Origin of the sequence: Flavisphingomonas formosensis (assembly GCF_009755815.1) — a bacterium.
In the GTDB taxonomy this organism is placed as follows: Bacteria; Pseudomonadota; Alphaproteobacteria; order Sphingomonadales; family Sphingomonadaceae; genus Flavisphingomonas; species Flavisphingomonas formosensis.
Map to the genome: position 1 here is coordinate 1 of NZ_WRPK01000008.1, position 12,521 is coordinate 12,521.

11 protein-coding genes are annotated in these 12,521 nt (G+C 65.7%); 3 read left to right on the forward strand and 8 right to left on the reverse strand.

Translation table 11 applies throughout. The features are described from left to right. The first annotated feature begins 269 nt into the window (after window positions 1–269). Complete coding sequence (locus tag GQY20_RS20525) at window positions 270–1,571, forward strand: hypothetical protein (protein ID WP_157219028.1); 1,302 nt, start codon at window positions 270–272, stop codon at window positions 1,569–1,571. 29 nt (window positions 1,572–1,600) lie between these two features. Here the strand turns inward: GQY20_RS20525 and GQY20_RS20530 are convergent, their stop codons facing one another. The 7 genes from GQY20_RS20530 to GQY20_RS20560 all read right to left on the reverse strand — a co-directional run bounded on the left by GQY20_RS20530 (window position 1,601) and on the right by GQY20_RS20560 (window position 8,350). Then, a complete protein-coding gene (locus GQY20_RS20530) occupies window positions 1,601–2,743 on the reverse strand; it encodes an acyl-CoA dehydrogenase family protein (RefSeq protein WP_157219029.1) in 1,143 nt (380 codons plus the stop codon). Then, window positions 2,731–3,498, reverse strand: coding sequence for a TetR/AcrR family transcriptional regulator (locus tag GQY20_RS20535; RefSeq protein WP_157219030.1), 768 nt, complete (start codon window positions 3,496–3,498; stop codon window positions 2,731–2,733). Before GQY20_RS20535 ends, GQY20_RS20530 begins: the two co-directional genes overlap by 13 nt. A 97-nt stretch (window positions 3,499–3,595) precedes the next feature. Then, entirely contained in the window at window positions 3,596–4,696 is a 1,101-nt protein-coding gene (locus tag GQY20_RS20540) for a Zn-dependent alcohol dehydrogenase (protein WP_157219031.1), read from the reverse strand. Next, window positions 4,696–5,196, reverse strand: coding sequence for a VOC family protein (locus tag GQY20_RS20545; RefSeq protein WP_157219032.1), 501 nt, complete (start codon window positions 5,194–5,196; stop codon window positions 4,696–4,698). Before GQY20_RS20545 ends, GQY20_RS20540 begins: the two co-directional genes overlap by 1 nt. A gap of 59 nt (window positions 5,197–5,255) precedes the next feature. After that, window positions 5,256–6,680, reverse strand: a complete 1,425-nt coding sequence (locus GQY20_RS20550; protein WP_157219033.1) for an aldehyde dehydrogenase family protein — start codon at window positions 6,678–6,680, stop codon at window positions 5,256–5,258. Between the two features lie 10 nt (window positions 6,681–6,690). After that, window positions 6,691–7,569 (reverse strand): SDR family NAD(P)-dependent oxidoreductase, encoded by an 879-nt coding sequence (locus GQY20_RS20555; protein ID WP_157219034.1) that lies wholly within the window; start codon window positions 7,567–7,569, stop codon window positions 6,691–6,693. 136 nt (window positions 7,570–7,705) lie between these two features. Continuing rightward, on the reverse strand, window positions 7,706–8,350 hold the full coding sequence (locus tag GQY20_RS20560) for a TetR/AcrR family transcriptional regulator (protein ID WP_157219035.1): 645 nt from the start codon (window positions 8,348–8,350) through the stop codon (window positions 7,706–7,708). A gap of 136 nt (window positions 8,351–8,486) precedes the next feature. Between GQY20_RS20560 and GQY20_RS20565 the strand changes: the two genes are divergently transcribed. Both GQY20_RS20565 and GQY20_RS20570 read left to right on the forward strand, forming a co-directional pair. After that, on the forward strand, window positions 8,487–9,269 hold the full coding sequence (locus GQY20_RS20565; RefSeq protein ID WP_157219036.1) for an SDR family NAD(P)-dependent oxidoreductase: 783 nt from the start codon (window positions 8,487–8,489) through the stop codon (window positions 9,267–9,269). 55 nt (window positions 9,270–9,324) lie between these two features. Next, window positions 9,325–11,625, forward strand: a complete 2,301-nt coding sequence (locus GQY20_RS20570; protein ID WP_157219037.1) for a TonB-dependent receptor — start codon at window positions 9,325–9,327, stop codon at window positions 11,623–11,625. A gap of 20 nt (window positions 11,626–11,645) precedes the next feature. On the opposite strand, the gene GQY20_RS20575 is transcribed toward GQY20_RS20570, so the two are convergent. Further along, window positions 11,646–12,506, reverse strand: a complete 861-nt coding sequence (locus GQY20_RS20575) for an NmrA family NAD(P)-binding protein (protein WP_157219038.1) — start codon at window positions 12,504–12,506, stop codon at window positions 11,646–11,648. Window positions 12,507–12,521: the final 15 nt, after the last annotated feature.

The window sequence follows — 12,521 nt, forward strand, 5'->3', positions numbered from 1 at the left end:
GCGAACTCCCATACTGGCCCGCAGCTATGGCGCTGCTCATCGAGGCCGGACAGATGACAGCATCCGACTACCTGCCAATCCACCCCGATTTACCGCTTGCATCCGAAGGGGCGTCCACAGACGCCATTCCATAAGGCATCGTCACTGAATTGCTCGGTCGGGGATCGTCATTCCCTTCTGTGGTAGGATTCGCTCCTGTCGTAGAGCGCTTTCAGTTCCTTGCAGAGAAATCTCCCGGCAATCCCCGCCGTCATGCCAGCCTCGCTGCCATGACCGACTACAGCCCCGCTTTGATCCCCGTCGCCCGCACGCTTGCGGCGCGCGGCGCGCTCGACAAGGATCTCGCCACCGCCTTCGGCGTGCCCTTCACGACCATCCGCGCATGGAAGCAGCAGCATCCCGACTTCGCCGCCGCCTGCCGCCTGTCTCCGGAAGCGGCGGACGCCGCCGTCGAACGCGCGCTGTTCCGGCTGGCCACCGGCCATGACCGCGAGACCGAGCAGCTCGCCCTGAAGGACGGCGAACTGATCCGCACCACCGTCACCGAACATGTCCCGCCCAATGACAAGGCCGCCGCCTTCTGGCTGCGCATCCGCCGCCCCGAGCGCTGGGCCGCACCGATGGTGATCCGACGAGCCGGACCCGACGATCTCACGCCTACCGAAGAGACGCTGCGCGAGATCGAGCATGTCGCCTATGAGGCCTGGTGCGCTGCGATCGACGGCGAGCCGGAGATGGCGGGCGACGCCGACACGCTCGCCCGCATCGACGCGCTCGCTCCTGCGACTGCGCCCACCGACGATATCGATCCGCTCCAGATCCTCGAAACGCCCGCCCCATACCCGTCATCCCAGCGCAAGCTGGGATCGCTCTCCACGGGCGACCGGCCGACGGTTGAAAGCGATCCCAGCTTGCGCTGGGATGACGGGAAGGAGGAAAGCGATACCCTCCCTCATCGCATACACCCCCCTCTGCCGGCACCGATCACCGCCCCCCTCGTCGAACCCATCGACGCCGATCCGCCCGCACCCGCAGCGCGCTACGACCCCGCCTTCGTGCCCTTGGCCCGCGCGCTGGCCGGACAAGGCGCGCTCGACCGCGATCTCGCCCGCGCCTTCGGCGTCACCACCACCACCATCCGCCAATGGACACTCCGCCACGCCGCCTTCGGCCAAGCCGTACGCCTTCCCAAAGACGTTGCAGACGATGCCGTCGAAGCCGCCCTCTTCGCCCGCGCCACCGGCTACAGCCATGTCCGCGAGAAGATCTTCCGTAACGACGATGGCGACATCATCCGCACCCGGACCCGCGTCGAGCAGCCGCCCTCGCTCACGGCCATCCTCTTCTGGCTTTCCCGCTGCCCCGACCAGCGCTGGTCGCTGAACGCCCGCCCCGATCTCGACCCCGACGAAGCCGCCGCCCTCATCGCCGAGACCCGCGAACGCGTCGCCGACTATGATCTCCACCGCCGTCACTGGCGCACCCATGGCTGCGCACCGCCGGGCCGCGACGAGCCCGAGCCGCCCGAGTGGCAATGGGACGAAGCGGAGGACTGGGACGAGGCCGCCTGATCGAGGGCGGCACCGCCCCTGCCCGCCTCTCAGATCGAGCGGCTGATCAGCTCCTTCATGATCTCGCTCGTTCCGCCATAGATGCGGGTCACGCGGGCGTCGCGGAACAGCCGGGCGATCGGATATTCGTTCATATAGCCAGCGCCGCCATGCAGTTGCAGGCAGGCATCGATGATCTGCCACTGCGTCTCGGTATGCCAGAGCTTGGCGGCGGAGGCCTCATATTGATCGAGTTCACCGGCGATGTGGCGGGTCAGGCACCAGTCGACATGCGCCCAGCCGAGCTGAAGCTTGGTCTTGATGTCGGCTAGGACGAAGCGGGTATTCTGGAAATCGAACACACTCTTCCCGAATGCCTGGCGTTCCTTCACGAAACGAACCGTCTCGTCATAGGCGCGCTGGGCATTGGCCTGCGCGGCGATCGCGACGGTGAGCCGTTCCTGCGGCAATTGCTGCATCAGATAGACGAAACCCTTGCCTTCCTCGCCGATACAATTGCCCACCGGCACACGCACGTCTGCGAAGAAGAGTTCGGACGTATCGGCGCTGTGCTGGCCGATCTTGTCCAGGTTTCGGCCCTTGGTGAAGCCCGGCCGATCGGCCTCGACGATGATCAGGCTGATGCCCTTGGCGCCCGCATCCGGATCGGTCTTGGCGACGACGATCACGAAATCGGCATTTTGGCCGTTGGTGATATAGGTCTTCTGTCCGTTCACCACATAATGATCGCCGTCGCGCCGGGCGCTGGTGCGGATACCCTTCAGATCGGATCCGGCGCCGGGTTCGGTCATCGCGATCGCGGCGATCGCCTCGCCGGTCACCATCTTCGGCAGCCAGGCCCGCTTCAGCGCCTCGTCGCCATAATCGAGGATATAGTCGCACGCGATGTCTGTATGCAGGTTGAGCCCTGCCGAGGAACCGGCATAGTTCAGCTCCTCGTTGACCACCGCGATGAATCCGTAATCCAGGCCCAGCCCGCCATACTCCTCCGGCACCTGCGGGCAGAGCAGCCCGGCCTCGCCGCAGCGCAGCCAGAAAGCGCGATCGACGATGCCTTCCGCCTCCCACCGATCGAGATTGGGATAGAGTTCGCGATCGAACAGCTTGCGCACCGCTTCGCGAAACTGGTCGTGCTCGGCTCCGAACGCAGTCCTGCGGCTCAATTCCAGCATATGTCCTCTACAGGCTTGGGGGTGGAGGGCCAGGGCCGCTCGGGGAGCGTTTCGCCCCGCGCCTCGGCAATTTCCGTCAGCAGCGGACGGAGCAGTTCCGCCGCCAGATCATCGATATTCTCGGTATAGCCATGCAGCTGCCCGTGCAGCGTCGACAGCCGATCGCGATCGAAGCTCTCGAGCTGCATCCGCGCGGCCATGTCGGGATCGGCCCAGCGCCTGCGGCTCACCTCGGCCCGGCGCAGGCACACGGCCGCACCGACCGTGATATAGCCCGCTGCGCGGAACAGCCGCATCGCCTGATCGTCGGCGAAACCGCGCGCCGCCATCGCGCGCATGAAGCGATCCGCGATGCGCAGCTCCGCTTCCATGCCGAAGCCGGATGCGACGAACTGGCTCGCTATCTGCGGATGATCGGCGAGCAGCGCCTGCAGCCCGCGCGCATAGCAGACCACATAATCCCACCAGGGCTGCCCCTGGTCGACCGCGATTGGCAACCGCTCCACCTGCAGCGAAACCGTGCGCTGCAGCAGTTCGTCGCGGCTGCCGACATATTGGTAGAGCGTCGCAAGGCCGACGCCGAGCGTGTCGGCGATGCGTTTGAGGCTGAAATTTTCGAGGCCGAGCGCCAGCGCCGTCTCGACCACCTGCTCGACGGTCAGCAGCCGCGGACGGCCCGGCGGTCGTCCGGATCCGGCTTCGCCGGCACTCACCGCTCGCCGCCCTGTCTGCAATCCACCCATCTCGGCCACCATCCCCTGATCCGGAAATAGAGGGCAGCATCGCGTGCATGACCATGTCCGAAGGCTACCGCGTGACCGTCAAAAGATGACAGACATGCAGGATCCGCGCTCACAGCGTCAGCACCGTGCGGATGCCGATCCCCGCGCGCAGATCGGCGAGCGCCGCATTGACCTCTTCGAGCGGACGCTGCCGCGTCACCATCGGCGCCAGCCGCAGCAGGCCGGCGCGCCACATCTCCAGATAGCGCGGATAGTCGCGCGGCGCATAAGCGGTGCCGACATTGCAGCCCAGAATGCGCTTCTCCTGGCCGATGAGCTGGTTCGGCGAGACCAGGCCCAGCCGGTCCTCGGCCTGGAAGGCACCGACCAGCACGATCGATCCGCCCGGCATCGTCGCGCGCACGCCGAGCGCGACCAACTCCGGCGATCCCACCGCATCGAAGGCGTGGCGTACGCCGGGGCCGCCGGTGAGCGCGCGCACCGTTCGCACCACCTCGCATCCCGCCGGATCGATCACATCCGTCGCGCCGAACGCCAGCGCCGCCTCGCGCCGCTCCGCGATCGGATCGCTGGCGATGATGCGCGTAGCCCCCGCGATCCGCGCGCCCTGCACGATCGCCTGGCCGACGCCGCCCAGCCCCATCACCAGCACATGATCGCCAGCCTCGACACGGGCGGTGTTGAACACCGCCCCGACGCCGGTCTGGATCGAACAGGCGAGCAGGCATGCCTGGTCCAGCGGCGTGCCCGCCGGCACCGGCACCACCCCCGCGGCGTTGAGCACCGTCATCTCCGCCCAGCCGCCCATGCCGTTGCCGCGAAACACCTCCCGGCCGCGCCAGCGGAACGGCGTCGTGCCGTCGGCGAACAGGCCGCTCATCCAGATCCGCGCTTCGTCGCAGCAGGCGGGATTGCCGTTGCAGCAATAGGTGCAGCGCCCGCATGCCGGCATCGGCGTCAGAGCGACCGGATCGCCCGGCGCGACGTGCGACACGCCCTCGCCGACGCGATCGACGATGCCCGCCGCCTCATGCCCCACGATGATCGGCAGATGATCGCCGAAGCCGCCCTGCAGCGTATGCTCGTCCGAATGGCAGACGCCGCAATGGGTGATCCGCACGCGAACGTAGCCCGGCCGGGGATCCTCGACCTCGAGATCGTCGACGATCTCCAACGGGGCGCCGTGCGCGGTAGCGATCGCCGCGCGCATCAGGCGCGCTGGAACTGCATGAATTCGATGACGATGCCGTCCGGATCCTCGACGCAGAAGACCATGAAGGGCTGCCCCGCCATCACCACGCGGCACGGCTCGCTATACGGCCGATGCCCGGCCGCGACGAGCGCGGCATGGATGGCCGCGGCATCGCGCACCTTGAGCGCGATGCGCCCCACACCGGGCTGCGCCAGGCCGATACGCGCCGGCCCGCGCTGCACGGGCGCGCTCCATTCGACGATGTCGAGGCGCGTGCCGCGCGGATCGTCGCCTGTCGCCATCAGCACGGCACGACCGGCAAGATCGTCCGGCAAGGCCAGCGGCCGGGCAAGTCCGATCTCCGCAAAGCCGGTCGGCAGATCGCCTATCGGATCGCTGAGATCGATGGACCGCCTGAAGCCGATCAGTTCGTAGAAGGCGACGGTGCGATCGAGGTCGGTACTGTTGAGGTTGATATGATAGATTTGCAGCAGATTGGGCTTATCGGCCTCGGCCATTGTGGTCCTTCCCTTGAATCCTCCCCGTTTCCGCTCGGGAGGACGCAGCTCTCCCAGGCTCAGCCCGGAGCGAGCATATGATCGACATAGGCCGCCATTTCCGGCGGAAACGGCGGATAGGCGGCCGGCGTGCCGACGGCCGGATCCAGCGCATCCTCCACGACCCCGCGGCCGTTCGAGAATTCGCGGAAGCCGGCACGGCCGCCCAGCCGGCCGATGCCGCTATGATTGGATCCGCCGAAGGGCAGCGTGCCGATATTCGCCTGCGCCGCGACCGCGTTCACCGCGGTCGATCCGGCCCGCGTATGATCGATATACCAGTCGACGGTCGCGCGATCCTTCGTGAAGATGTAGAGGCCCAGCGGATTGGGCCGCCCGGCGATTTCCCGCGCGGCCTCTTCCCGCGAGGAGAAGCCCTGCACGGTCAACACCGGCCCGAACACCTCTTCGTGGAAGATTTCCATCGTCTCGCCGACATTTTCGAGCACGGTCGGCGCGACGAAACGTGCCTCGACGTCCGCCTCCCCACCCAGCGCCACCGTCGCGCCCTTGGCGACGGCATCGTCGATCAGCCCCTTGATCCGCGCCGCATGCCGCGTGTTGACGATGCGGGGCAGGTCGGGCGACGCTTGGAAGCCCTTGCCCTCGGGATCGTAGAAAGCGGCGATCTTCGTCTTCAGCGCGGCGACGAACGGTTCGCGCACGCTTTCGTGGACCAGCACATAGTCGGGCGAAAGGCACACTTGGCCCGCGACGAGGTGCCGGCCGAAGCTGATCTTGGCCGCCGCATCGTCGAGATCGGCATCGCGCTCCACGATCACCGGATTCTTGCCGCCCATCTCCAGGGTGACGCCCGCGAAATGCTTGGCCGCGGCCTCCATCACCAGCCGGCCGACGCGGTTGTTGCCGACATAGCAGACATGGTTGAACGGCAGCTTCAACAGCGCCTGCGCCGTCTCCGGCCCGCCGGTGACGACGGCCACATCATCGGTCAGCCCGGCCTTCTCGATCACCTTCGCGACGAGATCGGCGGACAGCGGCGCCAGTTCCGAGGGCTTCAGCACCACTGCATTGCCCGCGGCGAGCATCGTCACCAGTGGCGACAGGCTGATCAGCACCGGCGAATTCCAGGTGGCGAGATGCAGCACCACGCCCTTCGGTTCCCAATGGATATAGCCGCGCCGGCCCATGAGCGAGGGCACCTGCTCCACTTCCTCGCGCTCCATCCACCCTGCGAGCCGCTCGGAAACGAAGCCGATCTCCTCCTTGAGCGGCAGCAGCGCGAGCCGACCGTCCATGCCCAGTTCCTCGAGCCCTGCCTCGCCGATCTCGCCGCGCAAGTCGTAAACCGCCTGGTAGAGCCGCTTGAGCTTGGCGATGCGCTCGTCCGCGCTGGTCCGCGCCAGCGCCGGCGCCCGCGCGCGCAGCCGATCGAAGATGTCGCGATAGGCCTGCTCGTCCGCGCTTATGCTGTCATGAAGCATCCGATCCTCCTCACATCATGTCCGGAATGGCGGGCTGGCGCCGCTCTAGCATGTCCTCATAGCGTTTCCGGATGGCGTTCTTGGTCCGCTCTTCCAGCGGCAGGATATAGAAATCGTCGCGCAGGATCGAGGCGTAGACTTCCTCCGCAAAGTCCTCCGGTTGCGTCAATGGCACTTCATGGCCGATCAAGTGGCGCATGGCCGCTTGGAACTCGTCGACATTGTTGATACCGCCGCCCGCGCGCAGCGAAGGATCGCCATATCGCTCCTGGACATTGCGATGCGAACTGAACAGCCGCGTGTCGACGACATGCGGGCCCGGAAAGAGGATCGCGGCCTTCACCTTCGATCCGGCCATCTGCAGTTGATAGGCCAGCACCTCCATCAGCGCGATCAGCGCCGCCTTGGACGAGGAATAGGCCGCGCCGCTCGGCGGAAATACGATCCCCGCGCCGGACGAGGTGGACGTCATCAGCGCCTCCTCGCCCTGCTCGATCAGCACGGGCATGAAGGAGAGGATGCCGTTGAGCGGCCCGAAATAATTGACGTCCATCGCCCAGCGGAACGCATCCTCGCTGGTTTCCCAGATGGTCGGCCCACCACCGCCGCCGACGCCGGCATTGTTGAAGACGAGATGGACCTTGCCATATTCCGCGAGCACCGCGTCACGCAGCCCATCGACCGCCGCGCGCTGCGACACGTCCGTGACATGGCCGAACGCGGTCCCGCCCGCCTTGCGTACCTCGGCCACCGCCTCGTCCAGCGCGCCCTGCTCGATGTCCGCCAGCGCGACCTTCACGCCTTCGCGTGCCAGCCGCAGCGCCAGCTGCTTGCCCACGCCGCTGGCCGCGCCCGTGATCACGGCGACGCGCCCGTTCAGATTCTGCATCCCACTCTCCTGTGCCCTCGTTCGTCAGGGTCGGCAGGGACTCGGCCATCCCTACCGAACGAACGTTAGTCAGGTGTGGAAGCAGCTGCAACGGGGTGTCGCACACGTCGATGCGAAGCCGTGCCGCGCATGGCGCTCAGCCGTCGGGCAACAGCAGCGTCCGGGCCGTGCGGTGGAGCAGGCCGCGATAGCGGGCGATCCGCGCCGGATCGGCGAAGTCGTAACGGCGCGCCTCGCCCAACTGACCGGCATTGCACACATAGTTGATGATGCCGGCGCCCAGGATGTTGAGCGCCATCATCGGCTCGACCGGCCCGAACGCGCCACACGCCCGGCCTTCGTCCACGATCGCTTCGAACAGCAGCAGGATGCGTTCAGAAAATTGCACCGGATCGGGCGCGCGCGAGGTGAGGTCCGAGCTGTTGCGCGCCATGATCCGCGCCGCGGTCGGCCGTTCGATCATGAAATCGAGCCAGGTATCGATGAGGCCGGTCATCCGCTCGAACGGAGTGCCTCGGCTGCTCCGCTGCTCCGTCCGCGCCGCCAGTTCCTCGATGATCGACTGCTCCACGCAATCGTATATTTCGCGCTTGGACCGGAAATGGTGCAGGACGGACGGGCGCCTGATGCCCACGACGTCGGCGATCATGTCCAGGCTGGATCCCGAAAAGCCGACCTCCGCGAAGACCCGTTCGGCATGACGGACAATCTCGCCCCGCGTCTCGCTGCGGATCGATCCGCGCGGCGGCCCCCTGCGTACCCGTGTCTGCCCTTCGATCATGTCGTCGTCCCGTCCTTTGTTCTCGTCGTGGCAAGCTCCGTTACGGCTTGCAAGCGCGCTTGACTCGACCGCGCCGTGCCTGATAGCGCAATTAAACCTACTAACATGTAGGCATAATAATTAATGGGGAGAAGCCATGCCGGGTACCGACATCCGTCCCAACCTCGCCTCGCCGAACACCGGCGTCGTGATCACCGGGGGCGCCTCCGGCCTCGGCTTCGCCTCCGCGCGCGCGCTGGCTGCAGTGGGCCGCGCCGTCGCGCTATGGGACATCGACGGTGCGCGCGCCGAAAGCGCTGCCGGGCAGGTCCGTTCGGAATTCGGCGTTGCCGCGATCGGGCTCGCCGTCGATGTGCGCGATCCGCACGCCATCAAGGAAGCGGCCGAGGCCAGCCGTGCGGCGCTGCCGTCGATCGGCGGCATCGTGCATTGCGCCGGCATCGTCGACACCGCCTCGCTGGAAGGCATCACCATCGAAAGCTGGGACGACGGCATCAACATCCATCTGCGCCCGATCGTGCTGCTGCTGCAGGCTTTCCTCGAAGATCTGAAGAGCAATCCGGGCTCTGCCGTGGTCGCCACCGCGTCGATCAACGCCACGCTCGGCAACGCCGTCAACCCGATCTACACCGCCGCCAAGGGCGGCGTGCTCTCGCTCGTCCGCTCGCTCGCGGACCGGCTGGCGAAGGACGGCATCCGCGTCAACTCGGTCTCGCCAGGCCAGATCATGACTCCGATGATGAAGCCCTCGGTCGATGCGCTGCCCGATCGCTATTTCGAGAAACGGATCCTGATGGAGCGGATCGGCGAGCCCGAGGAGATCGGCCGTGTCGTCCGTTTCCTGCTGTCCGACGAAGCGAGCTACATCACCGCGTCCGAAATCGTCGTGGATGGAGGAAACATCTCCTCGCAACGCTGACGCCGGGATCTTCGACAGAATGATATCAAGTCCAAAACACTAAGGGGAGTGAAAGATGAAAGCTTCGGTCGTGCGCCGCATCGTGGCGCGCAGGACGCTGTGTGCCGCCGTGTCGATGAGCGCGCTCGCCGCCATGCCCACCCACGCGCAGGATGCGGCTGCGCCGGCATCGGTCAGCGAGGCCGCCACCGGTCTCGGCGATATCGTCGTCACCGCGCGGCGGCGCAACGAGAATCTGCATGACGTGCCGGTGGCGATCACCGCCTTTACCGGCGAGGCGCTGCAGACCCGCAACATCACCGAAGTGACCGCGCTCGATGGGCTCGCGCCCAACGTCAAGGTCGTCGAGAGCAGCAGCAACGTGACGACCTACATCCAGATCCGCGGATCGGTGACGACCAATCCCAATCCGGGCTACGAACCGGCCGCCGCCATGTATATCGACGGCGTCTATATCGGTAAGGCCGTGGGTTCGACCGTAGACGTCGCCGACATCGATCACATCGAGGTGCTGCGCGGTCCGCAGGGCACGCTGTTCGGCCGCAACACGCTGGCCGGTGCGGTCAACATCGTCACCAAGAAGCCGAGCGGCACATTCGGCGGCTGGGCGAAACTCGGCGCCGGCGATTATGGTCGCAAGCTCGGCCAGTTTTCATTGGACCTGCCTGAATTCAATAATATCAGCATCAAGCTCGCCGGGCTGATCTCGCGCCGCAACGGCTTCGTCCATGTGCGTGACAATCCCTATCCGGCGATCCCCGGCCAGGATCCCACGGTGAAGCGCATCGGCGACGAGCGCAGCGAAGCCTTCCGCGCGGCGGTGCGTTACCGGCCGGTCGACAATCTGACGCTCGACTACACCTTCGATTATAACCGGGTCCACAACACGCCGATCGCAGGCGTTCTGCAATCCATCGGACAAGGCGGCATATTCGATCCCAATTCATCCAACTATGTTGGCGTGCCACTCTATCTCTATCTGCAGAACGGCCGCACCGACACCAGCTACGCGACTGGCGGCGTCGACAATGCGAAGATGGCGGATCGGGTGAAGACCTTCACCCACACGCTCACCGGCACGCTCTCGCTCGGCGAAGCGACGCTGAAATCGATCACCTCCTATCGCACGATGAAGTGGCTCCAGTCGCTCGATCTCGATGGCACGCCGCTGCCGATCGCCGCCGGCGGATCGAATCTCGACTATCATCAATTCTCGCAGGAGATCCAGGTCACCGGCAAGCTCGGCCGGCTGGTTTATACCGGCGGCCTCTATTATTTCCACGACAAGGGCGACAACAGCAACCCGCAGCAATTCTTCGGAACGACGCTGGAATCGCTCGACACCTTCACCACCAATGCCGACGCCATCTACGCACAGGTCGATTACACGCCGCCGATCCTCGACGACAAGCTCGTGCTGACCGCCGGCTACCGCTATAGCCACGAACGCAAGACGAGCGACCGCTTCGCATCGGCCGGCGGCTTCGTCACCATTCCAGCGGGAACCATCTCGGCTGCCAGCTTCCATGGCTCGACGCCGACTTTCATCGCCAAATACTCGTTCACGCCCGCGTTCAACGTCTACGCCAAATATGCCGAGGGTTTCAAAAGCGGCGGCTTCTCCGTCGACGCCACCGATCTCGTCGCCGCGACGACCCCCTATGCCCCCGAAACCGTCAAATCGATCGAGGTCGGCTCCAAGCTGCGCTTGTTCGGCGGCCGCCTGATCCTCAACGCCGCCGCCTTTTTCGACAAGCACGACAATCAGCAGATCGCCATCTTCAAGGCCGGTCCGAACGGCTTCGTGACGCTCACCGCCAACGGCGCCAAGTCCAAGATCAAGGGTTTCGAGCTGGAGGCGCAGGCCAAGCCGGTCGACTGGCTGATGCTGTCGGGCAATGTCGGGCACACCGATCCGCGCTTCACCCAATATTTTGGAACGGAAGGCGGCCCCAATATTGCGAAAACACAGGCCTTCGCCTTCGTGCCGCGCTGGCAGGCGACGGTCAGCGGCGATGCACGGTTGTTCCAGGCAGACAATCTTCAGGTCAATGTCGCGGTCGATTTCAACTATAATTCGAAATATGCCGCCTTGCCCTACAGCACGGACCCTGCGACCAACCCCAACATCTATTCGACGCTAGCGGATTCGCAAAAGATCGTCGACGGCCGCGTGATCTTCAGCAAGATCCCGATCGGCGGCACGACGCTGACAACGACGGTGTTCGTCAAGAACATCTTCAACGATGCGTCGCGCACAGCCGGAATCGATTTCGGCCCGTCCTTCGGCAATATCGTGACGCGCAACTATAATTTCCCGCGCAGCTTCGGGGTGGACGCCACTGTCCGCTTCTGATCGGGTGAGCCGCCGCCCGATCAGGCGGCGGCTACCAAAGCTGCGATCGCAGCGTCTAGACCAGTCTTGCCTTTTCGGGCACCGGCGCCGCGATCGGGATAATCGATCCAGCCGGCATTGAAACCGTCGATCATCTGCATGCGCGGAACCGGATTGCGCATGCCCTGCTCGCGGAAGATCGCCTCCCACCTCGCACGCGGCACCGCCTCGGCCTGCACCGGTCGGGAGAGCGCCTGGGAAAAGGCCGATGCCAGTGCCAGGGGCGTTACGCGCTCCGCCGCCTCCAGTTCGACGACATGCGCATGCGTTTCCTCGCGCAGCAGGTCGGCGACACAATGGCCGACATCCTGCGCGGCGATCATCGGCACCGGCCGATCGAGCGGCTGCAAATAGCTGCGGATCACCCCCTCGTCTCGGGCGGATGCCACATCGGCCGCGGCATTGTCGATGAACCAGGCCGGCCGCAGGAAGGTGACGGGAAACGGCAACGTGCCAAGCCTTTCCTCCAGCAATCCCAGCTGATTGAGCAGGTTCGGCCGCGTCGTATCCGCACCGATGGTGGAGAGCGCGACCACATGGGCCGGCCGGGAGGAGACCAGCGCGGCGTGCAGCGTCGCGATCATCGCCCGTGCCTCCGGAAAACCGGGCGAAGGATCGAACACCGACGGGAGCATCGCGAACACCCCCTCCGTCCCGGCAAAAGCCCGCGCCAAGGCGTCCGGCGCATCCAGATCGGCAACAGCGATCTCGCAACCCAGGCCCGCCCATGGCGCCCCCTTGGCAGCATCGCGCACGATCGCCCGCACAGGCTGTCCCGCTGCACGCAAAGCGCGCGCGGCCGCGCCGCCGACCTTGCCGGTCGCTCCCATGATCGCAAACATTGAATTGTCCTTTCC